22 protein-coding genes are annotated in these 23,717 nt (G+C 69.4%); 12 read left to right on the top strand and 10 right to left on the bottom strand.

Annotated elements, in window-relative coordinates:
* The first annotated feature begins 67 nt into the window (after positions 1–67).
* The 3 genes from AncyloWKF20_RS15755 to AncyloWKF20_RS15745 all read left to right on the top strand — a co-directional run bounded on the left by AncyloWKF20_RS15755 (position 68) and on the right by AncyloWKF20_RS15745 (position 2,074).
* Positions 68–484, top strand: a complete 417-nt coding sequence (locus AncyloWKF20_RS15755) for a F0F1 ATP synthase subunit epsilon (RefSeq protein ID WP_279314949.1) — start codon at positions 68–70, stop codon at positions 482–484.
* A gap of 82 nt (positions 485–566) precedes the next feature.
* On the top strand, positions 567–1,247 hold the full coding sequence (tenA, locus tag AncyloWKF20_RS15750) for a thiaminase II (RefSeq protein ID WP_279314948.1): 681 nt from the start codon (positions 567–569) through the stop codon (positions 1,245–1,247).
* A 101-nt stretch (positions 1,248–1,348) separates the two neighbouring features.
* Positions 1,349–2,074 carry a GntR family transcriptional regulator gene (locus AncyloWKF20_RS15745; protein ID WP_279314947.1) on the top strand — a complete coding sequence of 242 codons (726 nt, stop codon included), beginning with the start codon at positions 1,349–1,351 and terminating at the stop codon, positions 2,072–2,074.
* Positions 2,075–2,172: 98 nt separating this feature from the next.
* Here the strand turns inward: AncyloWKF20_RS15745 and infA are convergent, their stop codons facing one another.
* Together infA and AncyloWKF20_RS15735 are read right to left on the bottom strand one after the other, a co-directional pair.
* A complete protein-coding gene (gene infA / locus AncyloWKF20_RS15740; RefSeq protein WP_183188718.1) occupies positions 2,173–2,454 on the bottom strand; it encodes a translation initiation factor IF-1 in 282 nt (93 codons plus the stop codon).
* A 138-nt stretch (positions 2,455–2,592) separates the two neighbouring features.
* The gene (locus tag AncyloWKF20_RS15735; RefSeq protein WP_279314946.1) at positions 2,593–4,056 is read right to left on the bottom strand and encodes a DEAD/DEAH box helicase; all 1,464 of its coding nucleotides are present in this window, start codon (positions 4,054–4,056) and stop codon (positions 2,593–2,595) included.
* Positions 4,057–4,299: 243 nt separating this feature from the next.
* Here AncyloWKF20_RS15735 and AncyloWKF20_RS15730 point away from each other — a divergent pair, with 243 nt between their 5' ends.
* The 3 genes from AncyloWKF20_RS15730 to AncyloWKF20_RS15720 all read left to right on the top strand — a co-directional run bounded on the left by AncyloWKF20_RS15730 (position 4,300) and on the right by AncyloWKF20_RS15720 (position 5,753).
* Entirely contained in the window at positions 4,300–5,061 is a 762-nt protein-coding gene (locus AncyloWKF20_RS15730) for a class I SAM-dependent methyltransferase (RefSeq protein WP_279314945.1), read from the top strand.
* Positions 5,062–5,141: 80 nt separating this feature from the next.
* Complete coding sequence (locus tag AncyloWKF20_RS15725) at positions 5,142–5,414, top strand: type II toxin-antitoxin system Phd/YefM family antitoxin (protein ID WP_213755292.1); 273 nt, start codon at positions 5,142–5,144, stop codon at positions 5,412–5,414.
* Positions 5,415–5,429: 15 nt separating this feature from the next.
* Positions 5,430–5,753 carry a type II toxin-antitoxin system RelE/ParE family toxin gene (locus AncyloWKF20_RS15720; RefSeq protein WP_279314944.1) on the top strand — a complete coding sequence of 108 codons (324 nt, stop codon included), beginning with the start codon at positions 5,430–5,432 and terminating at the stop codon, positions 5,751–5,753.
* A 13-nt stretch (positions 5,754–5,766) separates the two neighbouring features.
* Here the strand turns inward: AncyloWKF20_RS15720 and metW are convergent, their stop codons facing one another.
* A complete protein-coding gene (metW, locus tag AncyloWKF20_RS15715) occupies positions 5,767–6,399 on the bottom strand; it encodes a methionine biosynthesis protein MetW (RefSeq protein WP_267585601.1) in 633 nt (210 codons plus the stop codon).
* Positions 6,400–6,449: 50 nt separating this feature from the next.
* Positions 6,450–7,619: a homoserine O-acetyltransferase gene (locus tag AncyloWKF20_RS15710; protein ID WP_279314943.1), complete on the bottom strand. Its 1,170-nt coding sequence runs from the start codon at positions 7,617–7,619 to the stop codon at positions 6,450–6,452.
* A gap of 172 nt (positions 7,620–7,791) precedes the next feature.
* On the opposite strand from AncyloWKF20_RS15710, the gene AncyloWKF20_RS15705 reads away from it, so the two are divergent.
* The 3 genes from AncyloWKF20_RS15705 to AncyloWKF20_RS15695 are packed head-to-tail and all read left to right on the top strand — an operon-like array spanning position 7,792 to position 10,819.
* Positions 7,792–8,724, top strand: coding sequence for a chorismate mutase (locus tag AncyloWKF20_RS15705; protein ID WP_279314942.1), 933 nt, complete (start codon positions 7,792–7,794; stop codon positions 8,722–8,724).
* A gap of 51 nt (positions 8,725–8,775) precedes the next feature.
* On the top strand, positions 8,776–9,894 hold the full coding sequence (gene hisC, locus AncyloWKF20_RS15700) for a histidinol-phosphate transaminase (RefSeq protein WP_279314941.1): 1,119 nt from the start codon (positions 8,776–8,778) through the stop codon (positions 9,892–9,894).
* Positions 9,884–10,819, top strand: coding sequence for a prephenate/arogenate dehydrogenase family protein (locus AncyloWKF20_RS15695; protein WP_279314940.1), 936 nt, complete (start codon positions 9,884–9,886; stop codon positions 10,817–10,819). Before hisC ends, AncyloWKF20_RS15695 begins: the two co-directional genes overlap by 11 nt.
* Before the next feature lie 656 nt (positions 10,820–11,475).
* Here AncyloWKF20_RS15695 and AncyloWKF20_RS15690 read toward each other — a convergent pair.
* Positions 11,476–12,966 carry a CoA-acylating methylmalonate-semialdehyde dehydrogenase gene (locus AncyloWKF20_RS15690; RefSeq protein WP_279314939.1) on the bottom strand — a complete coding sequence of 497 codons (1,491 nt, stop codon included), beginning with the start codon at positions 12,964–12,966 and terminating at the stop codon, positions 11,476–11,478.
* A 128-nt stretch (positions 12,967–13,094) separates the two neighbouring features.
* On the opposite strand from AncyloWKF20_RS15690, the gene AncyloWKF20_RS15685 reads away from it, so the two are divergent.
* The gene (locus AncyloWKF20_RS15685) at positions 13,095–14,006 is read left to right on the top strand and encodes a LysR family transcriptional regulator (protein WP_279314938.1); all 912 of its coding nucleotides are present in this window, start codon (positions 13,095–13,097) and stop codon (positions 14,004–14,006) included.
* A gap of 14 nt (positions 14,007–14,020) precedes the next feature.
* Here the strand turns inward: AncyloWKF20_RS15685 and AncyloWKF20_RS15680 are convergent, their stop codons facing one another.
* The 3 genes from AncyloWKF20_RS15680 to AncyloWKF20_RS15670 form a co-directional block, all read right to left on the bottom strand.
* Positions 14,021–14,953 carry a tripartite tricarboxylate transporter substrate-binding protein gene (locus AncyloWKF20_RS15680; RefSeq protein WP_279314937.1) on the bottom strand — a complete coding sequence of 311 codons (933 nt, stop codon included), beginning with the start codon at positions 14,951–14,953 and terminating at the stop codon, positions 14,021–14,023.
* Positions 14,954–15,103: 150 nt separating this feature from the next.
* The gene (locus tag AncyloWKF20_RS15675; RefSeq protein WP_279314936.1) at positions 15,104–16,150 is read right to left on the bottom strand and encodes a galactose mutarotase; all 1,047 of its coding nucleotides are present in this window, start codon (positions 16,148–16,150) and stop codon (positions 15,104–15,106) included.
* Between the two features lie 65 nt (positions 16,151–16,215).
* Positions 16,216–16,680 (bottom strand): helix-turn-helix domain-containing protein, encoded by a 465-nt coding sequence (locus AncyloWKF20_RS15670; RefSeq protein ID WP_279314935.1) that lies wholly within the window; start codon positions 16,678–16,680, stop codon positions 16,216–16,218.
* 76 nt (positions 16,681–16,756) lie between these two features.
* Between AncyloWKF20_RS15670 and AncyloWKF20_RS15665 the strand changes: the two genes are divergently transcribed.
* Entirely contained in the window at positions 16,757–19,045 is a 2,289-nt protein-coding gene (locus AncyloWKF20_RS15665; protein WP_279314934.1) for a heavy metal translocating P-type ATPase, read from the top strand.
* Here the strand turns inward: AncyloWKF20_RS15665 and AncyloWKF20_RS15660 are convergent.
* Complete coding sequence (locus tag AncyloWKF20_RS15660; protein ID WP_279314933.1) at positions 19,042–20,601, bottom strand: bifunctional aminoglycoside phosphotransferase/ATP-binding protein; 1,560 nt, start codon at positions 20,599–20,601, stop codon at positions 19,042–19,044. The two genes, AncyloWKF20_RS15665 and AncyloWKF20_RS15660, sit on opposite strands and share 4 nt — an antisense overlap.
* 186 nt (positions 20,602–20,787) lie before the next feature.
* Here AncyloWKF20_RS15660 and AncyloWKF20_RS15655 point away from each other — a divergent pair, with 186 nt between their 5' ends.
* On the top strand, positions 20,788–21,840 hold the full coding sequence (locus AncyloWKF20_RS15655) for a low specificity L-threonine aldolase (protein ID WP_279314932.1): 1,053 nt from the start codon (positions 20,788–20,790) through the stop codon (positions 21,838–21,840).
* Between the two features lie 192 nt (positions 21,841–22,032).
* Here AncyloWKF20_RS15655 and AncyloWKF20_RS15650 read toward each other — a convergent pair whose 3' ends face one another.
* Complete coding sequence (locus AncyloWKF20_RS15650; protein WP_279314931.1) at positions 22,033–23,418, bottom strand: PLP-dependent aminotransferase family protein; 1,386 nt, start codon at positions 23,416–23,418, stop codon at positions 22,033–22,035.
* Positions 23,419–23,717 lie beyond the last annotated feature (299 nt).

The raw sequence follows: 23,717 nt of genomic DNA, 5'->3' as shown, positions 1-23,717 counted from the left end.
GACCGCCCGGCGCCCCCTCGGGGGCGCGGGGCCCCGCCTTTGAGCTGACGCACCCGCTGGAGGACACATGGCCAACTTTCCCTTCGAGCTCGTCTCCCCCGAGCGCCTCGTCTATTCCGGCTCGGTCAGCGAAGTGATCGTGCCGGGCACCGAGGGCGAGTTCGGCATCCTCGCCGGCCATTCGCCCTTCGTCTCGACGCTGAAGCCGGGCATCCTGACCATCAAGGGCGACGCCGGGACGAAGAAGCTCTTCGTCCGTGGTGGCTTCGCCGAGGCCAACCCGCAGGGGCTGACCGTGCTGGCCGAGACCGCGATCCCGCTTGAGGAGATCAAGGCCGACCGCCTGGCGCAGATGATCAAGGACGCGCAGGAAGACGTCGAGGACGCCCGCGACGAGGCGACCCGCCAGCGCCGCCTCGCCTTCCTGGAGGCGCTGAAGTCCGCCGCGACTGCCATCGAGGCCGATGCGCGCACCGCGCATTGAGGCCTCGCCCGCGACAAGATGACTGTGAACCGGGCCGCCTCGACAGCGGCCCTTTTCATTTGGCCCTCACCCGGAGGCTCCCATGAGTGATTTCAGCGGTTCGACCTTCAGCGCCCATGCCTGGGGCCGCAACCAGCCGATCTATGACGCCATCCGCACCATGCCGTTCAACAACGCGCTGGCCGATGGCACGCTCTCGCTGGAGCGCTTCCGCCACTACATGGTGCAGGACGCGCATTACCTCATCGCCTTCGGCCGGGGCCTCGCCATCGCCGCCGCCAAGGCGGACGACCCGGACGGGCTGGTGCAGTTCGCCGAGGCCGCCAAGGTCGCCGTGGTGGTCGAGCGCTCGCTGCATGCCGACTTCTTCCAGAGCTTCGGCATCAGCCCGGACGATTTCGCCCGGACCGAAATGTCGCCGGTGTGCCACCACTACACCAGCTTCCTTGTCGGCACGGCCCATGCCGAGCCCTATCCCGTCGTGCTGGCAGCGCTGCTGCCCTGCTTCTGGATCTATGCCGAGATCGGCCGCGATATTCTCGGCCGCGCCGTGCGCCCGAATCCCTATGATGCCTGGATCGACACCTATGCCGGCGAGGAGTTCCACGAGGCGGTGCGCGCGGTGATCGCCACCACCGACCGCGCCGCCGCCAAGGCCTCGCCCGACGTGCTGGCGCGCATGCACGAGGCGTATAAGCGCGCCTGCCAGCTCGAATGGATGTTCTGGGATTCGGCCTGGCGCGAAGCCGACTGGCCGGTCTGAACGGGCGTGACCCGCTCCGGCGCGCGGTCTGTCCTGCGCGCCGCGAATGGCGCCGGGCGCCGCGACGTGGTTAAACTCACGCAGCAGCCCTCGGGAGCCCGATGAACCACGTCACGCCCGATCTCCCCGCCCGCAGCCGGGGTTCGTCCGAAGCGCCGATCCGGGCCCGGATCCTCCAGGCGATCTTCGAGCGCCGCCTGCCGCCCGGCGAGAAGCTGACCGAGGACCGCCTCGCCACCCTGTTCGGGGTGAGCCGGACCGTGGTCCGGCAGGCGCTGGCGCGGCTCGCGCAGGACGGCATCATCGAACAGCGGCCCAATCGCGGCGCCTATGTCACCGCACCCACGCGCGACGAGGCGCGCCATGTGCTGGCGGCCCGTGCCGTGGTGGAGCCGGAAGTGGCGCGCAGCGTCGCCTGCGGCTGCTCGGCGGCGGGGCTTGCCCGGCTGCGCCATCATCTGGCGACCGAGGACGCGGCGCGCGCGGCGGGCGATGCCGGCACGCTGGTGCGGCTCACCGGGCAATTTCATGTGGCGATGGCGGAGGAGGCGGGAAACCCGGTCTTCGTGCGGCTGCTGACGGAGTTGCAGGCGCTGAGCTCGCTGTCGATCCTGCTCTATGCCCGCGGCGACCATTCCGCCTGCCCGCCGAGCGAACATGCGGACATCGTCGCGGCGATCGCGGCGGGGGATGCGGAGCTGGCGGCGCGGCGCATGCGCGAGCACATCGCCCATGTCGCCGAGGATCTCGATCTGCGCGAACCGGCGAGCCGGCCGACAGGACTCGCGCAAGCGCTCGGCCTCGCCCCGGCGGGCGAGGAGCGCTGACGTTCTAGAACCCGATCAGGGGAAACAGAGACGGCGTGCCGCGTGAGGCGGCGGCGCCCGGCGGCGTCACGCGCTCTGTGGCGTGACCCGCAATCCGCTCAGCGACGACGGCCCGGCGGGGGACGGCGCTGGCCGGAACCGATCGGCGGGGTCGGGCCACCGGTCTTGTGGCGGAAGTTGATGCGTCCGCGCTCGAGATCGTAGGGCGACATTTCCACCACGACCCGGTCACCGACGATGGTGCGGATGCGGTTCTTCTTCATCTTGCCCGCCGCATAGGCGAGAATTTCGTGGTCATTATCGAGTTTGACGCGGAAATTTCCGTCGGGCAGCACCTCGGTGACGGTGCCGTCGAACTCGAGCAGTTCCTCTTTCGCCATTCCTGGCTCTCCTCGTACAGGCTTACGCACAGCGTGCCGTCAGGCACATAACCCGACGGCATCGCTTTGTCTCGCTTTGAGCGCGATCCGGGCCGATTCAATGCATCGGACCGGCGGATCAGGCTCCCGGGATGGGCGTCAGCGCGGACGGAACGAGGTGCGCGGGCCGCGCTGCTCGTTCACGCGGCCACCCTCGGGGCGCGCCCCTTCGGTGCGGGCGCGCTCGGGGCGGGGCCCCTCGTGACGCGGGCGCTCATGGCGGGCGCCGTCAGGACGCGGGCCGGCCGCGCGAACCTCGCCGGACGCCTCGCCCCGGTATTCGGGACGCGGGCCACGGGCGAAGGGACGCGCCGAACGGTCGCCCTCGCGCGGGGCGCGCGGGCTGTTCGACGGACGGCCACCGCGCGCCTCGCGCGGGCCACGGTCGGAGAAGCCCTCGCGCGGCTCGCTGCGGCGGCTCTCGCCGCGGCGATCCTCGGACGGGATGGTCAGGCGGATCAGCCGCTCGATGTCGCGCAGGAAGGCGCGCTCCTCGCCGTCGCAGAAGGAGATGGCGATGCCCTCGGCGCCGGCGCGCGCGGTGCGGCCGATGCGGTGGACATAGCTCTCCGGCACGTTCGGCAGGTCGTAATTGATGACATGGCTGACGCCCGGCACGTCGATGCCGCGCGCGGCGATGTCGGTGGCCACGAGCACCTTGACCTTGCCATCGCGGAAGGCGGCGAGCGCCCGCTCGCGCTGCGGCTGCGACTTGTTGCCGTGAATGGCTTCGGACTCGATGCCGGCGGCGGACAGGCCCTTCACGATGCGGTCGGCGCCGTGCTTGGTGCGCGAGAACACCAGCGCGCGGTCGAGCCCTTCATGGCCGAGCACCTCGACCAGCAGGTCCGGCTTGCCGGCGCGGTCGGTGAGGAACACCTTCTGGGCGATCTTGTCGGCGGTCTTGGCGACCGGGGTCACCGCGACGCGGACCGGATCGGTCAGCAGCGCGTCGGCCAGCTTCTCGATCTCGCGCGGCATGGTGGCCGAGAAGAACAGGTTGCGGCGCTTGGCCGGCAGCTTGGCGACGATGGAACGGATGGCGTGGATGAAGCCCATGTCCAGCATCTGGTCGGCTTCGTCGAGCACGAACACCTCGACCTGGTCGAGACGCACCGCGCCGTTTTCCATCAGGTCGACGAGGCGGCCGGGGGTGGCCACCAGCACGTCGATGCCACCGGCGATCGAGCGGGCCTGCCGCCCGAGCGGCACGCCGCCAATGGCGAGCGCGGTCGAGGGGCGCACATGCTTGCCGTACAGGCGGAAGCTTTCGAGGATCTGGCCGGAGAGCTCGCGGGTCGGGCTCAGCACCAGCGCGCGGCAGGCGCGGCGCTCGGGGCGGCGGCGCTCGGTGACCAGATGGTTGAGGATCGGCAGCGCGAAGGCTGCGGTCTTGCCGGTGCCGGTCTGGGCGATGCCGATGAGATCATGGCCGGCGAGAACCAGCGGAACGGCCTGGGCCTGGATCGGCGTGGGGGTGGAGTGGTTCGCTTCCGCGAGGGCCTTCAGAATAGGCTCGGCGAGGCCGAGCTCGGAAAAGGTGGTCAAGTAGGATTCTTTCATGGACGATCCCGCCCGCGCGGCAGGGTGCCGGCGGTGCACGAATCACGGGGGTCAGTGAGACACCCCGCGCAGCCTGGGACGTCGGCGATATGTGATGATGAGGGGCTGAAGACTGCCGCGGTTTAACCCCGGCGGACGTCGAGCAACGCGGCCCCGATACGAACATCATTCGTATGCGACGCCTATGTGGCGCAAATGCGTGGTGATTTCAAGGCGTCATGCGCTGGGATATAAGCTTGGGACATGTTCCCCGATGTCGTCGACCTCCGCAGTTTCTATGCCCAGCCCCTCGGCGTGGTCACCCGCCGGCTGATCGGCCGCGCCATTCGCGGGCGCTTCGACAATGTGCGCGGGCTCTCCGTGCTCGGCATCGGCTATGCGACGCCCTATCTCGGCGTGTTTCGCGAGGAGTGCGAGCGGGCGCTCGCCTTCATGCCGGGGGCGCAGGGCGTTACCCGCTGGCCCTCCGCCGCGCCGACGCTCGCCGCGCTGGTGCATGAGACCGAGCTGCCGCTGCGCGACGGCATGATCGACCGCGTCATCGCCGTGCATCTCCTGGAGATGACGCCGGACGCGGAAGACGTGCTGCGCGAGGTCTGGCGCGTGCTGGCGCCGGGCGGGCGGCTGCTCTGCGTGGTGCCGAACCGGCGCGGCGTCTGGGCGCGGGTCGACAACAACCCGTTCGGCCATGGGCGGCCTTTCTCGCGCACCCAGATCACCGATCTGCTGCGCGGCGCCCTGTTCACGCCGGTGGCGTGGAGCGAGGCGCTATATATCCCGCCGGTGCAGCGCAACTGGTTCCTGCGCGGCGCTGTGGCATGGGAGCGGGCCGGGGCGAGCCTCGCTCTGCCCTTCGCCGCCGTCCACATCGTCGAGGCGACCAAGCAGGTCTACAAGCCGGTGCCGCTGAAGCGACGGGCGAGCCGGCTGCAGGTGCTTCAGCCGGTGCTGGAGCCGGTGCTCTCCCCGCGCCCGGCCGGACGGGTGACGCCCGAAGGGTTCTGACGGCGCTGGAGGGCGGACCGGAAAAGGACTATATTCGGTCCTTATATCGTCCGATCCCTGTTTCCTCCCGCGAGGCCGCCATGAAGCTGTCCGAACGCATCAAGCCGATCAGCTACCTCAAGGCCAACGCCGCCGAGGTCATCGCCAAGCTCGCCGAGCACCAGCAGCCGATGATCATCACCGTGAACGGCGAGGCCAAGGCGGTGCTGCAGGACATCGATTCCTATGAGGAGATGCAGGAGGCGATCGCGATGCTGCGGATCGTCCAGATGGGTCAGAAGGATATTCGCGAGGGTAACACGATACCCCTTGAGGAGGCGATGCGGCGCGTTCGCGACGGCTCGCTGGACTGAGCCGAGGCGCCGTTGATGCGGTATGAGGTGGAACTAACCCGCCCGGCGGCGCGCGATCTCAACGAAATCCGCCAGTTCATCACAGCGAGTGAATCCGCGGCCCGCGCGGAAGAGGTACTGACGGTGCTTCAGCAGAAGCTCGCCACCCTCGCGGAGATGCCGTTGCGCGGCAACGCGCCCAAGGAATTGGCGATCTTCGGCGCTACCGAGTTCCGCGAACTGCACCATCAGGCCTACCGCATGATCTATGCGGTCCAAGGCCCTACGGTTTTCATCGTCGCCATTACCGATGGCCGGCGCGACATGCAGGCCTTCCTGCAGCGGCGCCTTGCGCGCTGAAGCGCCGCCCCCCTCAGCCCTTCCGCGAGAGCAGGAACACCGCCTGCTCGCCGAGCAGGTTCCACACCGCCCAGGGCAGATTGACCCGCACCGGGTGGCCGGAGGCGTCGAGCGCGGTCGCGGTCTCGATCTTCGCGCCCACCTCCTCCACCAGATCGACGAAGTCGCGGATGGTGCAGAAATGGATGTTGGGCGTGTCGTGCCAGCTATAAGGCAGGTTGTCCGTGCTCGGCATCCGGCCGTTGATCAGGAGGTCGAGCCGCATCCGCCAGAAGCCGAAATTGGGGAAGGAGACGATGGCCCGCGTGCCGACGCGCAGCATCTGCTCCAGCACCCATTTCGGCCGGCGCGTCGCCTGGATGGTCTGCGACAGGATCACATAGTCGAAGGCGTTGTCGGGGTAGTCGGCCAGGTCGACATCGGCGTCGCCCTGGATGATCGGCAGGCCGCGCGCGACGCCGGCATTGACGCCCTCGCGCGACAATTCGATGCCGCGCGCGTCGCAGCCGCGCGTGGTGGCGAGCAGTTCCAGCAATTCGCCGTCGCCGGAGCCGACATCCAGCACGCGCGAGCCGGGCTTCACCATGTCGGCGATCAGCAGCAGGTCGATACGCTTGCCGGAGGCGGCGCGTGCGGCCTCGCGCATGGTGAGGTCGCGGTTCTTCAGCTCCTTCAGGGCGGTCTCGCGCGGCGACATCAGCTCACCCCCACGGCGCGGGCGGCGGCGTCGATGAAGCCGCGGGTGATGGCGAAGAATTCCGGCTCGTCGAGCAGGAAGGCGTCATGGCCCTTGTCGCTGTCGATCTCGGCAAACGAGACCTGCGCGCCGGACGCATTGAGCGCGTGCACGATGGCGCGCGAATCCGCCGTGGTGAACAGCCAGTCGGAGGTGAAGGAGACCAAGCAGAAGCGGGTCTTCGCGCCCTTGAAGGCATTGGCCAGCACGCCGCCATAATCCGCCGCGAGGTCGAAATAATCCATGGCGCGGGTGACATAGAGATAGGAATTGGCGTCGAAGCGGTCGACGAAGGATTCGCCCTGGTAGCGCAGATAGGATTCCACCTGGAAGTCCGCGTCGAAGGAGAAGGTGCGCCCGGCGCGGTCCTGCAGGCGCCGGCCGAACTTCCGGTGCAGCGATGAGTCGGACATATAGGTGATGTGCGCGGCCATGCGCGCGACCGAGAGGCCCCGGCGCGGGCTGGTGCCCTCCGCGAGATAGCGCCCGCCGCGCCAGTCCGGATCGGCCATCACCGCCTGGCGGCCGACCTCGTGGAAGGCGATGTTCTGCGCCGAATGGCGCGCGGCGGTGGCGATGGGCATGGCGGCGAAGACGCGCTCGGGGTAGCTCGCCGCCCATTGCAGCACCTGCATGCCGCCCATCGAGCCACCGACCACGGCGAGCAGGCGCTCAATGCCGAGATGGTCGATCAGCATGGCCTGCGCCCGCACCATGTCGCCAATGGTGACGACCGGCAGATCGAGCCCATAGGGCTGGCCGGTGGCCGGGTTGGTGGAGGACGGGCCGGTGGTGCCGAGACAGCCGCCCAGCACATTGGAGGCGATGACGAAGAAGCGGTCGGTGTCGATCGGCTTGCCCGGCCCGATCAGCGTCTCCCACCAGCCGGGCTTGCCGGTGACGGGATGGACATTCGCCGCGTGCTGGTCGCCGGAAAGCGCGTGGCAGATCAGGATGGCGTTGGAGCGCGCCGCGTTCAGCGTGCCATAGGTCTGGTAGGCGATCTGGAACGGGCTGAGCTCGCCGCCGGCATCGAGCTTGAGCGGCTTGTCCGGGCCGAAATGCGCCACGGGCGAGTGCGGCTGGTCCGCCTCGGCGCGGGCCGCTTCGACGATGGTCCTCTCCAGCATACCACCCTCAACTCAAGCAATCGTCCAACCGGACGAATGGTTCGTTATACCGGACGATCCGATGAAGCCACAGACGCCGCTTGTCAATATGGTGGCGGGCGGCCGGCATAGCATAAATCCGGCGGCAAAATTTGTTTTGCACCGCGCACGCGCGGGGGTAGGAGTGCGGCCGATGAACGAGATGCCCAAAAGCCCCGCGCCGCAACCGCTGGACCCGGCACCCGCCGCCGTGCCGGATGGCACGCCGGCCGTGCCCGGCGTGGACCTCGCCGTGCTGCGGGCGGAGATCGACCGCATCGACGCGGGGATGCACGCGCTTTTGATCGAGCGCAGCGAGATCATCGACCGGCTGGTGGCGGTGAAGCGCTCGCGCGCGGCCGAGGGCGGCTCGGCTTTCCGCCCGGCGCGCGAGGCCTCGATGATGCGGATGATCGTCGACCGGCATCGCGGCATTCTCCCGCTGGATACGGTCGAGGGCATCTGGCGCGTCATCATCTCCACCTTCACCTATGTCCAGGCGCCCTATGCCGTGCATGCCGACCTCGCCTCGGGCGAAGCGGCGATGCGCGACAGCGCGCGCTTTCATTTCGGCTTCACCGTGCCCTTCGTCGCCCATATGGGGGCGATGGGCGTCGTCGCGGCGGTCGCCGGTTCCAAGGGCGATCTCGGCCTCGTGCCGGCCTTTGCCGCGCCCGGCGCCGGGGCGTGGTGGACCGCGCTCGAGGGCGAGCACGCGCCGAAGATCATCGCGCGGCTGCCTTTCGTGGAGCGTGCCGACCACCCCGCCGGCCTGCCGGTGTTCTGTATCGCTCATCCGGTGACCGATGGCGCGGTGACGGAGGTGGAGACCTGGAGCCTGCATGTCGCCGGCTGGACCGCCCATGCCGCCCGCGCGCTCGCCCCGCTCGCCGAAGTGATCGCGGTGCCCGACCGGGGGCTCGACGGGGCGGCGCTGCTCGCCTCCATTCCCGTGGGCGGGGCGGTCGGGCTCGACACGGTGCTCGCCGCGCTGCGCGCTGCCGGCGCCTCGGTGCGCGCCGCTGCCCTCGTCGGCTCCCATGCGAGCCGCTATACCCATTCGCCGCAGCATCCCGCGCAACGCTGATCTGCCGCCTTCGACCGACCTCCCTCCCGCCCGCCGCTCCCGGAGCCTGTCATGTCCGCCACCTCTCCCAGCCGTCCCGTCCCGCGCCCCGGTGTGCAGGCGATCGAGGCCTATGTGCCCGGCAAGGCGCAGGCGGGGGCCGGCGTGAAGGTGCATAAGCTCTCGGCGAACGAGAACCCGCTCGGCGCCAGTCCGAAGGCAATTGAGGCCTTCCGCGACGCGGGCGCGCTGGAGCTTTATCCCGATGGCTCGTCGACGAAGCTGCGCGCCGCCATTGGCGCGGCCTATGGGCTCGATCCCGCGCGCATCGTCTGCGGCACCGGCTCGGATGAGCTGTTGATGCTCACCGCGCTGGCCTTTGCCGGCCCGGGCGACGAGGTGCTCTATTCGCAATACGGCTTCCTGGTCTACCGCATCGCCGCGCTGGCGGCCGGCGCGACGCCGGTGATCGCGCCGGAGACCAACCTCACCAGCGATGTCGACGCTCTGCTGGCGGCGGTGACCGAGAAGACGCGCGTGGTCTTCCTCGCCAATCCGAATAACCCGACCGGCACCTATCTGCCCTTCGACGAGATCAAGCGCCTGCAGAAGGGCCTGCCGCCGCATGTGCTGCTGGCGCTCGACGCGGCCTATGCCGAATATGTCCGGCGCAACGACTATGAGGCCGGCATCGAGCTGGTCGCCACCTCGCCCAATGTGGTGATGCTGCGCACCTTCTCGAAGATCCACGGCCTTGCCGCGCTGCGCGTCGGCTGGATGTACGGCCCGGCCGAGGTGATCGACGCCATCAACCGCATTCGCGGCGCCTTCAACGTCTCCGCGCCCGGCATCGCCGCGGCGGTGGCGGCGATCGAGGATGCCTCGCATGTCGAGCGCGCCGTCGCGCATAATGAGCAGTGGCTGCCCTGGATGACGGCGGCGCTGACCGGCCTCGGCCTCACCGTGACGCCGAGCGTGACCAATTTCGTGCTGGTGCATTTCCCCGAGACGCCCGGCAAGACCGCACGCGACGCCGACGCCTTTCTGATGGAGCGCGGGCTGATCCTGCGGCGCATGGATTCCTACGGCCTGCCGGGCGCGCTGCGCCTCACCATCGGCACGCAGGAGGCCAATGAGCTGCTGGTCGCCACGCTGACCGAGTTTCTGGGGAGCGCCGGCCATGGTGCTTGATCCGCCGCTGCCGCGCCCGCTGGTCGGCCGGCTCACCATCATCGGCCTCGGGCTGATCGGCTCGTCGATCCTGCGCGCGGTCGATGTGCGCCAGCTCGCGGAAGTAAGCGTCGCTTACGACGCGGCGCCCGAGGTGCGCGCCCGCGTCGCCGAGCTCGGCATTGCCGACGAGGTCGCCGCCTCGCCGGCCGAGGCGGTAAGCGATGCCGATCTGGTCATTCTCTGCGTGCCGGTCGGCGCCATGGGCGCGGTGGCTGAGGCCATTGCCCCGCATCTGAAGCCGGGCGCCATCGTCTCGGATGTCGGCTCGGTCAAGGGTTCGGTGCTCACCGCGCTGCGCGCCCATATCGGCGAGCGGGTGCATATCATCCCCGGCCATCCGGTGGCGGGCACGGAATATTCCGGCCCCGATGCGGGCTTTGCCACGCTGTTCAAGAACCGCTGGTCGATCCTCACCCCGCCCGAGGGGGCGGATGAGGACGCGGTGGCGCGGCTTACCGCGTTCTGGGCGGCGATGGGCGCCAATGTCGAGGTGATGAGCCCTGAGCATCATGATCTGGTGCTCGCCATCACCTCGCATGTGCCCCATCTCATCGCCTACAACATCGTCGGCACGGCGGCGGATCTGGAGAAGATCACCCAGTCCGAGGTCATCAAGTTCTCCGCCGGCGGCTTCCGCGACTTCACCCGCATCGCCGCCTCCGACCCGACCATGTGGCGCGACGTGTTTCTCAACAACCGCGAGGCGGTGATCGAGGTGCTCGGCCGTTTCACCGAGGACCTGATCGCGCTTCAGCGGGCGATCAGGTGGGAGCAGGGCGAGACGCTGTTCAACCTGTTCACCCGCACCCGCGCCATCCGCCGCTCGATCATCGAGATCGGCCAGGAGACGGCAGCGCCGAACTTCGGCCGCGAGCCGGAGTGAGGGGAACGCTCCCTGTCCCCGACGGGGAGAGGTTAAGGGGTCGTGGAGCCCGATTGACGAAACCGATCCCGGATCGGCCTGCGGCCGTCCGGGATGACGCCGTGCGGGGGAGCGAACTTCCCAGAACGCCGTCATGGCCGGGCTTGGCCCGGCCATCCACGTCTTTGGCGCCGCGCGCGCGGTCGAAGTCGTGGATCCCCGGATCAAGTCCGGGGATGACGTCGTGTGGTGGGGCATACTCCCTCTCCCCATCGGGGAGAGGTGCAGGAGGCCGACAGCCCGATTGGCGCGCCCAATCCTCGTGAAACGCCGTCATGGCGGGGACGGCTCAATAAAAGATCGTCATCCCGGCCGGAGCGAAGCGAAGAGCCGGGATCGGCTGCGGAGCGGCGCGCTCTAGTGGCGCTGAAAAGCGGCGCACGATCCCGGATCGGCCTGCGGCCGTCCGGGATGACGCCGTGCGGGGGAGCGACCTTCCCAGAACGCCGTCATGGCCGGGCTTGGCCCGGCCATCCACGTCTTTGGCGCTGAACGCAAGAAGTCATGGATCCCCGGGCCAAGCCCGGGGATGACGGCCGCGCCGTGCGGCAAACTCCCTCTCCCCAACGGGGAGAGGTTAAGAGAGCGGGCTCCCGTGTAGGCGGGAAAAGCCTCCCTCAGCCCGTCGTCGGCATGACGAACTGGGCGCCTTCGCGGATGCCGGTGGGCCAGCGGGCGGTGGTGGTCTTCATCTTGGTGTAGAAGCCCACGCCTTCCATGCCGTAGACGTTGCGATCCCCGAAGATCGACCGCTTCCAGCCACCGAAGGAGTGGAACGCCACCGGCACCGGGATCGGCACGTTGATGCCGATCATGCCGGCCTTGGCGTCGCGGTCGAAGGCGCGGGCGCTATCGCCGTCGCGGGTGAAGATGGCGGCGCCATTGCCATATTCGTGGTCGTTGACCAGCTTCAGCGCCTCGTCATAGCGGTCGACGCGCACCACCGAGAGCACCGGGCCGAAGATCTCTTCCTTGTAGATCTTCATCTCCGGGGTCACGTTGTCGAACAGCGTGCCGCCGAGGAAATAGCCGTTCTCATAGCCCTGCAGCTTGAGATCGCGCCCGTCGACCACGAGCTTGGCGCCGGCGGCGACGCCGTCGTCAATATAGCCGCGCACCTTGGCGAGGTGCTCCTTGGTGACGAGCGGGCCCATCTCGCTGTCCGGGTCGAGGCCGGGGCCGACCTTCAGCGCGCGCACCTTCGGCACGAGCTTTTCGAGCAGCGCGTCGCCGACGCCGCCCACCGCCACGGCGACCGAGACCGCCATGCAGCGCTCGCCGGCCGAGCCGTAGCCGGCGCCCATCAGCGCGTCGACGGTCTTGTCGAGATCGGCGTCGGGCATCACCACGAGGTGGTTCTTGGCGCCGCACAGCGCCTGCGCCCGCTTACCAGCCGCGCAGGCGGTCTTGTAGACATATTCGCCGATGGCGGTGGAGCCGACGAAGCTCACCGCGGCGATGTCCGGGTGGGTGAGCAGCGCGTCGACCGCTTCCTTGTCGCCCTGCACCACGTTGAACACGCCGGCCGGCAGGCCGGCTTCCGAGAGCAGCTCGGCCAGCAGCAGCGAGGCGGACGGGTCCTTCTCGGAGGGCTTGAGCACGAAGGCGTTGCCGCAGGCGAGCGCCACCGGGAACATCCACATCGGCACCATGGCCGGGAAGTTGAACGGGGTGATGCCGGCGACCACGCCGAGGGGATGGCGGGCCGAGAACACGTCGACGCCGCGCGCCACCTGCTCGGTGAAGTCGCCGCGCATCAGATGCGGGATGCCGCAGGCGAACTCGACCACTTCGATGCCGCGGGTGACTTCGCCCTTGGCGTCCTCGAAGGTCTTGCCATGTTCCTTGGTGATGGCGGTGGCGAGCGCGTCGATGTCGCGCTCCAGCAGCGCCTTGAACTTGAACATGATGCGCGCGCGGGTCAGCGGCGGGGTGTCGGCCCAGGCCGGGAAGGCCTTGGCGGCGTTCGCTACCGCCTCGCCCACCGTGGCGGTGGAGGCCAGCAGCACCTCGCCGGACTGCGCGCCGGTCGAGGGATCGAAGACCGGGGCGGTGCGCCCCGCCGTGTTCACGACCTTGCCGCCGATGTAATGGCCGATAACCGCCATGGCGTTTTCCCTTCGGTTTGTCTGTTGCCTGTGACGATGGTTGTGCTTGTGGAATGAGCGCACTTCAACGACGATGTTTCATCATCCGTTGTGCGGGCATGGGCTCAAGAGAACTCAAGGGGGCGGGTTTGGACTGGGATCACCTGCGCATCTTCCTCGCCGTGGCGCGGGCCGGGCAGATGCTGGCGGCGGCGCGCCAGCTCGGGCTCGACCATGCCACCGTCGGGCGCCGGCTCGGCGCGCTGGAGGCCGGCCTCGGCTCCAAGCTGATCGAGCGGCGCACCACGGGAAGCGCGCTCACCCCCGCCGGCGAGCGCCTGCTCGCCCATGCCGAGCGGATCGAGACCGAGATGCTGCAGGCGCAGGCGGCGCTGGGCAATGTCGACCTCGCGCTCGCCGGCACGGTGCGCATCGGCGCGCCGGACGGCTTCGGCACCTATTTCCTCGCCCCGCGCCTCGGCAAGCTGGCCGACGAGCATCCCGGCATGACCATCCAGCTCGCGCCCCTGCCGCGCAGCTTCTCGCTGCCCAAGCGCGAGGTGGATGTCGCGGTCACCCTGCAGCGCCCGACCGAGGGGCGGCTGGTGGCGCGCAAGCTCACCGACTACAGCCTGGGCGTGTACGCCACGCGCGACTATCTTGATCGCACTGGCCCGATCGTCCACCTCACTGCACTGACTGGCTGCCTCTTGGTGACCTATGTGCCGGACCTCGTCTACTCGCCGGCGCTCGACTATTTCGAGGCGTTTCGCGAGATCGAGGCGCGGCGGCTGGAATGCGCCAGCGTGGTCGGGCAGATGGAGGCGGTGCGGGCCGGCGCCGGTGTCGGCATCCTCCACGACTATGCCGCGCGGGCCCATCCCGAGCTGGTCAGGCTATTGCCGGAAGTGAGTTTTCGCCGCGCCTACTGGCTCGTCACCCATGCCGACATCCATGAGCTCAGGCGCATCCGCGAGGTCGAGGATTTCATCGCCGGCGCGGTGCGCGAGGCACGCGGCAGCTTCGTCATGGGCCCCGCGCCGGCCATCGCCACGGCCTAAGCCCTTGATAAGGCTCAGCTCAGGCCGAACTCGGCGAGCTGCCGGCGGGTCTGGGCGAGGGTCGCGGTGACGAAGTCGCCAAAGGCCGGCATCGGCAGATAGGCGCTCATCCAGTTGTGCTGGAACAGCGTTGCCCGCCAGCTTGGCGTCTGGATCAGCCGGGCGATCAGCCCCGCAAGCCGCTGCCGCTGCTCCGGCGGGGCTTCCGGCGGGGCGAAGATCCCCCGCCAATTATCCAAGCGTATGTCCACGCCCATCTCGCCGAAGGTGGGAATGTTCACCCCCGGCAGGCGCTGCGAGGAGGAGATGGCCAGCCCACGCAGCCGGCCGAGGCTGATGTCGAGCTGAAGCTCGCTGAGCCCGCCCACCGCGCAGCTCGCCTGCCCGCTGAAGATCTGCGCGCCGGAGGTCTCGCCCGGTGGTCGCGGCTCATAGGCGAGCCGCTGCGGCTCGACGCCGGACTGACTGGCCAGATCAGCCACCAGCAAGTGTTCCACACCCCCCCGCGCTCCACCGACGAAGCGGATGGTGGCGGGCTCCAGCTTGAGACCGATGGTCAGTTCCTTCAGCGTGTCGATGTCCGAGTTCCACGCCACGGCGAGGACGAGGTGCTCGAAGGCGAGGCGGGCGATCGGCGTGCGCAGCACCAGTTCCAGCGGCGCGCGTTGCAGGATGCCGGCGCCGATGAGGCTCGCGCCCATCACCATGATCACATCGTCCGGCCCACGCCCGAGCTCGAGGAAGCGTGCCAGCGCGGCGCTGATTTCCGTTGGAGCATAGACGGTGTCGAGCTGACGCACGAGGCCTTCCGCGCGTAGTGCGTCCCCGATCGCGGTGGCGCAGCGGGCCGCGCCGCCGCCAAGGGAGGTGGGCACGAAGAGCGTCAGCCTTTCCAGCGCGGGCGAGGAGGCGGCTGTCTGCGCGCGCGCGGCGCCCCTCGCGACCATGCTACCCGTCAGGCCGGCTGTCAGTCCGGCGAGAAAGCCGCGTCGGTTCATGGAATGCCGCCCGGTAGCAGCTTGCACCTGCTGCTCGCATGACTTGCATAGCGCGTCGCGCCGGGTGGTGGAAGGTCAGACGCGCCGCTCGCTACTTATTTACCTCTCCCCGTCGCTTGGCCGCAGGTTCCGCCCGCCGAAGCGGTATTGCGTCGCCTGGCTATAGGTCTCGCCGGGCTTCAGCCAGGGGGAGGGGAAGCCCGGCTGATGCACCGCATCGGGGAAGGTCTGCGCCTCGAAGCACAGCCCGGCATGGGGCCCGTGGCGGTGGCCGCCAAGTCCATGCCGTGTCGGCTTGAGGTGGAAGCCGTCATAGAGCTGAAGCCCCGGTGCGTCGGTGAACACTTCAAGCTGCAAGCCCGACCGGGCGCTCACCGCGCGGGCGGCGAAACGCGGCGCGCCACCCGTGGCGCCGTCCAGCGCGTAATTAATGTCGTAAAAGGTGCCGCGCGCGTCGAGGCGCTGTGGCGTGGTGAAGTCGAAGGGCGTGCCCGCCACGGGGGCGATGTCGCCGGTCGGAATGAGATCGGCATCGACCGGTGTGTAATGCTGCGCGGCGATCTCGACCTCCAGTTCACGCACCGAGCCGGCCGGATCGAGCGTGAAATAGGAGTGGTGGGCGAGGTTTACCGGCGTCGGCGCGTCGGTGGTCGCGGTCATCGTAATGGCGAGCGTCGCGGGGGCCTCGAGCCGATAGGTGCAGCGTAGATCCAGCGTGCCCGGATAGCCTTCCTCGCCATCGGGCGAGCGGCGCACCAGCGTCACCGCGTCGGCGCTTGCCATCTCGATCCGCCAGTTCCGGTGCGAGAAGCCGCGCGCGCCGCCATGCAGATGGGTGCGCCCCGCCTCGTTGCGGCCGACATCGTAGGTGGTGCCGTCGAGGGTGAAGCGCCCGTCGCGGATGCGGTTGGCGACGCGCCCGCAGGTGGCGCCGAGATAGGGCGGGTTGGCGATGTAGCTCGCCGCGTCCTCGAAACCGAGCACGACACGGCGCAGCCGCCCGTCGATCAGCGGGACTTCCAGATCGCGCAGCGTCGCGCCCCAGCTCAGCACCCGCGCCCGCGTGCCATCCGGCCCGTGCAGCGTGACTTCCTCGATCGCCTCGCCCTCGGGGCTGGTGGCTACCTGTGTGATCGACGCGTTCATGGCGCTCATCCGTGCTGGCCCGGCCGCGCGGGCGGGCGATTCGCCCGCGCAGTATGCCGCGCCCGTCAGTGCGTGGGCACCGCCGTTGCGGGGGCGTGATGATCGTGGCGGCAAAGATCGTGATCCGCCAGCGTCTCGATCACCCGGCACTGGTCGACCCGTCCATGGGCGCAGCCTTCGATCATCCGCTCCAATTCGGTCTTCAGGGCCTTGAGGCCGGCGATGCGCCGCTCCACCTCCTCCAGCCGGTGGCGGGCAATGGCGTCGGCGGCGGCGCAGGACTGGTCGGGATCGTCCTGTAGATGCAGCAGCGTGCGGATCGCCTCGATCTCGAAGCCCAGCTCGCGCGAATGGCGGATGAAGGCGAGGCGGCGCAGATCCGCCCCGTCATAGGCCCGCCGGCCGCCTTCGGTGCGCGGCGGGCGGGGCAAGAGGCCGATGGACTCGTAATAGCGGATGGTCGGCACCTTCACCCCGCTCACCCGCGCTGCCTCGCCAATGGTGAAGGGACCGTCCTCGCCTGTCCTCATTTTCCCACTTGCTCCTCTAGTCACTAGAGGAATTAGGGTGCCGCCCATCGCAGCACAAGAGGCGAGAGGTGATGCCATGGCCCTGCTGAAAACCCGCTACCGTATCGACGGCATGGACTGCGCGTCCTGCGCCACCAAGATCGACACGGCGGTGCGCCGGCTGCCGGAAGTGGCGGAGGTGTCGGTCTCGGTGACCGCCGGCACGCTGACCGTCGAGCATGACGGGGCCGACCTTGCCGTGCTGGAAAAGCGCGTCGCCGGCCTCGGCTATGGCATCGTGCCGCTCGCGGGCGCCCCGACGGCGGAGCCCGCGCCGTCCGCCGACGCCGGATGCGCCGGGCACGATCATGAGCATCATGACCACGCAGGTCATGACCACGACGGCCACGACCATGCCCATGGTGGCGGCCACGACCATGCCGGACATGTGAGCACCACCACCGTGCCCGCTCTTGAGGCGCCCGGCCACGCCCATAATCACCTGCCGACCGACCGGCTGTGGTGGCAGAGCGGCAAGGCGCGGCTGACGCTGGCCTGCGCCCTCGCGCTGGGTCTCGCCTATGGCCTTGGCCACCTGATCCCGGCCTATGCGCATCTGTTCTTCATCGCCGCGCTGCTGGTCGGCGTGCTGCCGGTCGCCCGCCGCGCGGTGATGGCGGCGCTCGCTGGCACGCCCTTCTCCATCGAGATGCTGATGACCATCGCCGCTGTGGGCGCGGTCATCATCGGCGCCACCGAGGAAGCCGCCGCCGTGGTGGTGCTGTTCCTCATCGGCGAATTGCTGGAGGGCGTCGCCGCCGGCCGCGCCCGCGCCAGCATCCGCGCGCTGACCGCGCTGGTGCCGAAGACCGCGCGGCTGATCGAGAACGGCACGACGCGCGAGGTGCCGGCCGAGAGCCTCACCATCGGCGCGCTGATCCTCGTGCGGCCCGGCGAGCGCATCCCGGCCGACGGCCTGGTGACCGAAGGCGTGAGTTCCGTGAACGAGGCGCCCGTTACCGGCGAGAGCGTTCCCGTCTCCAAGGCGGTCGGTGACGCCGTGTTCGCCGGCACGGTGAATGGTGAGGCGGCGCTGACCATACGTGCCACGACCGAGCCCTCCGACAACACCATTGCCCGCGTGGTGCGGCTGGTGGAGGAGGCGCAGGAGAGCAAGGCGCCGACCGAGCGCTTCATCGACCGTTTCGCCCGCTGGTACACGCCCTTCGTGGTGCTGCTCGCCGCGCTCGTCGCCGTGATGCCGCCGCTGCTCGCTGGCGCGGCGTGGGATGAGTGGATCTATAAGGGCCTCGCCATATTGCTCATCGGTTGCCCCTGCGCGCTGGTGATCTCCACCCCGGCTGCCATTGCCGCCGGTCTCGCCGCCGGGGCGCGGCGCGGCCTGCTGATCAAGGGCGGCGCGGTGCTGGAGCGGCTGCGCCTCGTCAATGCGGTGGCGCTCGACAAGACCGGCACGCTGACCGAGGGCAAGCCGAAGGTGACGGACGTCATCGCCTTTGCCGGGGATGAGGCGGCACTCGTCGCCCGCGCCGCCGCGCTGGAGGCGGGCTCCAGCCACCCGCTGGCGAGCGCCATCCTCAATGAGGCCGCCGCGCGCGGCCTGTCGATCCCGCAGGTCGGCGGGGCGGCGGCGCTGGGGGGCGAGGGTGTGAGCGGCACGGTGGAGGGCGCGGCGCTGTTCCTTGGCTCGCCCAAGGCGGCCGCCGCGCGGGCCCCGCTGACGGCCGATCAGCAGGCGTCTATTTCCCGCCTGAACGCGGCCGGCAAGACCGTCGCCGTGCTGGTGGCGGATGGCGCGGTGGCGGGCCTTCTCGCCCTGCGCGACGAGCCGCGCGCGGATGCGGCGTCGGGCCTTGCGGCGCTCAAGGCCGCGGGCATCCGCACGGTGATGCTGACCGGGGACAATGAGCGCACCGCGCAGGCGGTGGGCACCGACCTCGGTATCGAGGTCCGCGCCGGGCTGATGCCGGCCGACAAGCAGCGCATCGTCGGCGAGCTGAAGCGCGAGGGATTTACCGTCGCCAAGGTCGGTGACGGCATCAATGACGCGCCCGCTATTGCCGCCGCCGATGTCGGCATCGCCATGGGCGGGGGCACGGATGTGGCGCTGGAGACGGCGGAAGCGGCGGTGCTGCATGGGCGCGTCGGCGACGTCGCGGCGATGATCGCCCTGTCGCGCCAGACCATGCGCAACATCCATGAGAACATCACCCTCGCCCTCGGGCTGAAGGCGGTGTTCCTGGTGACCACCATTATCGGCGTCACCGGGCTGTGGCCGGCCATTCTCGCCGATACCGGCGCGACCGTGCTGGTGACCGCGAACGCCCTGCGGCTGCTCGGCTGGAAGGGGAATGGCGCCGGCTAGGGCAACAGGCGCCGGGCCTCGACCAGCGTCGCCTCCTTGCCACCGGCAGTGGAGAGGCGGTGCCAGCGGACGCTGCCGCAATCGCGCGCCGCCTGCTGCGCCATCACGGCGGCCGTGGCGTCCGACGCATCGCCCCGCCGCCCCTCGACGCGGGCGGTGAGCGTGTCGAGCGGCGCCTCGAGCCACAGGCCAGTAAAGGCCGCGCCCGCCTCGCGCGCCACGTCTTCGATGGCGGCGCGTTCGTCGTCGCGCTGGTGGACGGCATCGACGATCACGCCATGGCCGGCGGCCAGCACCGCACGGGCGCGCTCGCGCAGCGTTGCATAGACCGCCTCGGTCACCTCCCGCGTATAAGCATCCGGCGGCAGGCGGTCGAGTTCCCCCACCCCGGCGAGGCGCTTGCGCTCGACATCGCTGCGCAAATGCACCGCGCCGGGCAGCGGGCCAATGGCGGGGGCGAGCCGGGTGGCGAGTGTACTCTTTCCCGTGCCGGAGAGGCCACCGACCGCGACCAGCCGGGCGGGGCGGGGCGCCAGCGCCGTCTCGGCATGGCCGAGATAGGCGAGGGCCTCGGCTTCGGCCGCCCGTTTCGCCGGGCCGTCGCGCAGCGCCAGCGCCGCCGCCGTCACCTGCGCGCGGATACCGGCGCGCAAGGCGAGGAACAGCGGCAGGGCGGCCAGCCCGTCATAGGGCGGGGCGTCACCGCCGGCGGCGAGATAGCGGTTGAGCAGCCGATTGGCCGGAAGGGTCAGCCCGCGCTGGCCGAGATCCATCAGCAGGAAGGCGAGGTCATAGAGCCGGTCGGTGGTGGCCAGCGCCTCGTCGAATTCCAGCGCGTCGAACAGCACCGGCGCCCCATTGATCAGCGCGATGTTGCGCAGATGCAGATCGCCATGGCCGCGCCGCACCTCGCCCGCGCGGGCGCGTCGGTCAAGCCGAGGGGACAGGCGCGCCAGACGGTCGGTGAACGCCGTCGCAAGCGCCGCCACGCGGGGCGGGGCGAAGATATCCGGGCTCTCGCGCAGCCCGGCGACGATGCCGCTCGCGACCTTGGCGAGTTCGCCGGCTGAATCGACCTCGACATGGCGGGGCGCCCGCTCATGAGCGGCATGGACGGCTCGCGCCAGCGCGTCGATCAGCGCCGGCGTGAGGGCGTCGGCGGGTAGACGATCCAGCGTCGCGTGCTCGTCGAAGCGGCGCATATGCACCGCCCATTCGACAATGGTGCCCTTGTCGCCACCGAGCCGCAGCCCGGCCCCGTCGCGGCGGATCGGCACCAGGTCGAGATAGAGGCCGGGCGCGGTCGCCCGGTTCACCTCCAGCTCGCGCGCGCAGGCGGCGTGGCGCTTGTCCAGTGTCGACAGGTCCATGAAGGGGAAACGCACGGCGCGCTTCACCTTGTAGACGTCATGGCCCGCGAGGAAGACGGCCGCGCCATGGGTGTCGATCCGGGACACGGTGTCAGCGAGCCCATGCGTTGCCGGATCGGCCAGCAGGGCGAAAACCGGCTCCTGATCGGCGACGACATGGGCGGGGGAAACGGCGGGCGTGCTCATGGCGCCAGTCTAGCTCCCGGCTGCTGCCCCGCCATCGGTAAGGTTGCGGCTGGAGCTTTTGCCCTCACGCATTTTCTTCACGCGAACCGGTACCCACTTCGCTCGAAAATGCTCAAAATTGAATGGGCGGCGCGGGTGCGCGGGATTAGGAATGCGCCAGCCCCGTCCAGCCCTCAGGTTCCCCCCGTGTCCGATACGTCCTCCGCCGCCCCGCCCTATTTCGCCAGCGACAATGGCGTGGGCGTCTCGCCCGACATCCTCGCCGCTTTGTCCGCCGCCAATGTCGGAGCCATGTATTCCTATGGCGCCGATGCGATCTCCGCCCGCGTCGAGCAACGGCTGAGCGAGGTCTTCGAGCGCGAGGTGGCGGTGTTCCTTGTGTCCACCGGCACGGCGGCCAATGCGCTGTCGCTCGCCACCTTCACCCCGCCCTGGGGCGCGGTGCTCTGCCATGGCGACGCACATATCGAGAAGGATGAGTGCGGCGCGGTGGAGTTCTTCGGCGCCGGCGCGCGCCTTGTGCATGTGGCCGGCGCGCGCGGCCTCCTCGATCCGCAGGCGCTCGCTTCTGCCGCGCAGATGAACAAGGGCGACGTGCATGGGGTCCAGCCGGCCTGCGTGTCGATCACCCAGGCGAGCGAGCTCGGCACGCTCTATTCACGCGATCATCTGAACGAGATCGGCACTGTTGCCCGTGCCGCCGGGCTGACGCTGCATATGGATGGCGCGCGCTTCGCCAATGCGCTGGTGGCGCTCGGCATCACGCCGGCCGAGATGACGTGGAAGGCGGGGGTGGACGTGCTCTCCTTCGGCGCCACCAAGAATGGCGCGATGGGCGTCGAGGCTGTCGTGCTGTTCGATCCGGCGAAGGCGCAGGAAATGGCCTTCCGCCGCAAGCGGGCGGGGCACCTCACGTCCAAGATGCGCTTCCTCGCGGCGCAGATGGACGCCTATCTGGAGAACGATCTCTGGCTCACCAATGCCCGCCACGCCAACGCCATGGCCGGGCGGCTGGAGGCGGGGCTGCGCGCCATCGCCGGCATCGAGATCATCGAGCCGGCGGAAGCCAACATGCTGTTCGTGCGCCTGCCGCAGGCGACCATCGACGCGCTGCTGGCGCGGGGCTTCCGCTTCTACTCGGACCGCTGGGGCCCGGGCGTCATCCGCCTCGTCACCTCCTTCGCCACCAAGGGCGAGGATGTGGAGGCGTTCGTCGCCGGCGTGCGCGCGGCGGTGTGAAGGGGCTGCGTGCTTCGAGGCCACCCGGCGGGGGCACCTCAGACGAGCATTGCCCGCCTTGTCATCCCCGGGCTTGGCCCGGGGATCCACGACTTGCTCGTCAGATGTCGTTCTCACGCAATGAAGGCGTGGATGGCCGGGCCAAGCCCGGCCATGACGGTGGCCTGGTGGCGCTGGCCCCTTGATAGGCCCTCACATCACCGCCGACACGACCTCCGGCGATTCCTCCAGCGCGTGGGCCATGAAGTCGAGCGCGGAGCGGATCTGCGCGCGGCTCGCCGGGCCGCCGAGGCAGACGCGGACCGCCTCGCTTGCCGTGCCGCCGACCGTGAAGGCGTCGCTCGCCACCACGCCGATACCGGTGGTGCGCATGTGGCCGACAAAGGCCGAGCGGGTCCAGGGTTCGGGCAGGTCGATCCAGAGATTGAAGGCGAGCGGGTCGGCGCGGAACGAGCCGGCGGGCAGGATCTCGCTTGCCAGTGCCTGCCGGGCCTGCGTCTCCGCGCGGATGAAGCGCAGCAGCGTGTCGGCCGTGCCGTCCTCGATCCAGCGCGTCGCCAGCGCAGCGGTGAGCGGGGAGCTCATGACATTGGCCGTGCGCAGCGCCGCCGCGAAGGGGTAGCCGGCCCGCGCCTCCGGCACCACGACATAGGCGGTGCGCAGCCCGGCGCCGATGCATTTGGCAAGGCCCGCCACATGCCAGGTGAGGTCGGGCGCGATGGCGGCGAGCGGGGCCGGGCCATGGGCGGGGATGAAGCCATAGGCGTCATCCTCGACGATCGGCACGCCGAAGCGCCGGGCGACCTGAGCGATGGCGGTGCGCCGCGATTCGGGAATGGTCAGCGTGGTCGGGTTGTGCAGGGTCGGATTGAGGTAGAGCGCCTTCGGGGCCTGCTCACGGCAGGCCTGCGCGAAAGCATCGGGGTCGATGCCCTCCGCATCCATCGGCAAGCCGACAAGGCGCAGCCCGAGCTGGGCGGAAATCGCCCGCGCGCCGGGATAGGTGACGGCCTCGCACAGCACCGTGTCGCCGGGCTTGGCCAGCAAACCGAGAATGCCGAGCAGCGCCGGATGTGCGCCGGGCGTGACGAAGATGCGCTCCTGCGAGGGCACCAGCGCGCGCCGGCCGAGCCAGGCCGAGGCGGCGTCCTTGTCCGACCGCGTGCCCCCGAAGCCCTGATAGCGCAGCAGCGCTACCAGATCGCGCCCGACCTCGGCAAGGCCTTCCTGCATCCGCGCGATCAGCGCCGGATCGTCCGGCTCGGGCGGCAGGTTCATCGACAGGTCGACGCTGGAGGGCCGCGCGGGCGAGGCGGGGCGGGCCTTGGGGCGGGGCAGGCCGGTGACGAAGGTGCCCTGGCCCACGCGTGATTCCACCAGGCCGCGCTTCTGCGCCTCGACATAGCCGCGCGCCACCGTGGTGAAGTCGATGTCGAGCTTTGCCGCGAGCTTGCGCTGCGGCGGCAGACGGTCGCCAATGGCGAGGCGGCCGGCGCGGATGTCGTCGGCGATCAGGTCCGCGATGGCCAGATAGCGCGGCTTGTCGGAGCGGGAAAGGTCGGGAATCCAGTCGGCCATCGGTCAATCCGTCAGGCGCCCGTGAGCGCCGAATCCATGCGGTTCTGAATTGACTGTATAATGTTGCATCCGGTCTCTGTCACCTCTGGTCCACAACTTGCTGCATAGGTAGTTGCCCGTAAGCCGCACGGGCGCCTGCGCTGGAATCGTGCAAAGCCGGGCCTTTTCGTTAAGCGTCCGCCGCTTTTTTCAACAGGTAGAAAGAGCCGGCCGGGTTTCGATTGTATGTATTATTGAATGTAAATTGATTGTTTTGCTGATTCTTTGTTCAAACCATCAATTGGCACATTGATTGCAAT

It is taken from the genome of Ancylobacter sp. WKF20, from assembly GCF_029760895.1.
Classification (GTDB): Bacteria; Pseudomonadota; Alphaproteobacteria; order Rhizobiales; family Xanthobacteraceae; genus Ancylobacter.
Note: the sequence above shows the minus strand (reverse complement) of the source record. Positions and strands in the feature narration are given on the sequence as shown.

What these genes read in the sequence shown, in the direction of transcription:
- AncyloWKF20_RS15755 (WP_279314949.1), top strand. Translation starts at nt 68, where the DNA reads ATGGCCAACTTTCCCTTCGAGCTCGTCTCCCCCGAGCGCCTCGTCTAT.
- tenA (WP_279314948.1), top strand. Translation starts at nt 567, where the DNA reads ATGAGTGATTTCAGCGGTTCGACCTTCAGCGCCCATGCCTGGGGCCGC.
- AncyloWKF20_RS15745 (WP_279314947.1), top strand. Translation starts at nt 1,349, where the DNA reads ATGAACCACGTCACGCCCGATCTCCCCGCCCGCAGCCGGGGTTCGTCC.
- infA (WP_183188718.1), bottom strand. Translation starts at nt 2,454, where the DNA reads ATGGCGAAAGAGGAACTGCTCGAGTTCGACGGCACCGTCACCGAGGTG.
- AncyloWKF20_RS15735 (WP_279314946.1), bottom strand. Translation starts at nt 4,056, where the DNA reads ATGAAAGAATCCTACTTGACCACCTTTTCCGAGCTCGGCCTCGCCGAG.
- AncyloWKF20_RS15730 (WP_279314945.1), top strand. Translation starts at nt 4,300, where the DNA reads ATGTTCCCCGATGTCGTCGACCTCCGCAGTTTCTATGCCCAGCCCCTC.
- AncyloWKF20_RS15725 (WP_213755292.1), top strand. Translation starts at nt 5,142, where the DNA reads ATGAAGCTGTCCGAACGCATCAAGCCGATCAGCTACCTCAAGGCCAAC.
- AncyloWKF20_RS15720 (WP_279314944.1), top strand. Translation starts at nt 5,430, where the DNA reads ATGCGGTATGAGGTGGAACTAACCCGCCCGGCGGCGCGCGATCTCAAC.
- metW (WP_267585601.1), bottom strand. Translation starts at nt 6,399, where the DNA reads ATGCGCGAGGCCGCACGCGCCGCCTCCGGCAAGCGTATCGACCTGCTG.
- AncyloWKF20_RS15710 (WP_279314943.1), bottom strand. Translation starts at nt 7,619, where the DNA reads ATGCTGGAGAGGACCATCGTCGAAGCGGCCCGCGCCGAGGCGGACCAG.
- AncyloWKF20_RS15705 (WP_279314942.1), top strand. Translation starts at nt 7,792, where the DNA reads ATGAACGAGATGCCCAAAAGCCCCGCGCCGCAACCGCTGGACCCGGCA.
- hisC (WP_279314941.1), top strand. Translation starts at nt 8,776, where the DNA reads ATGTCCGCCACCTCTCCCAGCCGTCCCGTCCCGCGCCCCGGTGTGCAG.
- AncyloWKF20_RS15695 (WP_279314940.1), top strand. Translation starts at nt 9,884, where the DNA reads ATGGTGCTTGATCCGCCGCTGCCGCGCCCGCTGGTCGGCCGGCTCACC.
- AncyloWKF20_RS15690 (WP_279314939.1), bottom strand. Translation starts at nt 12,966, where the DNA reads ATGGCGGTTATCGGCCATTACATCGGCGGCAAGGTCGTGAACACGGCG.
- AncyloWKF20_RS15680 (WP_279314937.1), bottom strand. Translation starts at nt 14,953, where the DNA reads ATGGTCGCGAGGGGCGCCGCGCGCGCGCAGACAGCCGCCTCCTCGCCC.
- AncyloWKF20_RS15675 (WP_279314936.1), bottom strand. Translation starts at nt 16,150, where the DNA reads ATGAACGCGTCGATCACACAGGTAGCCACCAGCCCCGAGGGCGAGGCG.
- AncyloWKF20_RS15670 (WP_279314935.1), bottom strand. Translation starts at nt 16,680, where the DNA reads ATGAGGACAGGCGAGGACGGTCCCTTCACCATTGGCGAGGCAGCGCGG.
- AncyloWKF20_RS15665 (WP_279314934.1), top strand. Translation starts at nt 16,757, where the DNA reads ATGGCCCTGCTGAAAACCCGCTACCGTATCGACGGCATGGACTGCGCG.
- AncyloWKF20_RS15660 (WP_279314933.1), bottom strand. Translation starts at nt 20,601, where the DNA reads ATGAGCACGCCCGCCGTTTCCCCCGCCCATGTCGTCGCCGATCAGGAG.
- AncyloWKF20_RS15650 (WP_279314931.1), bottom strand. Translation starts at nt 23,418, where the DNA reads ATGGCCGACTGGATTCCCGACCTTTCCCGCTCCGACAAGCCGCGCTAT.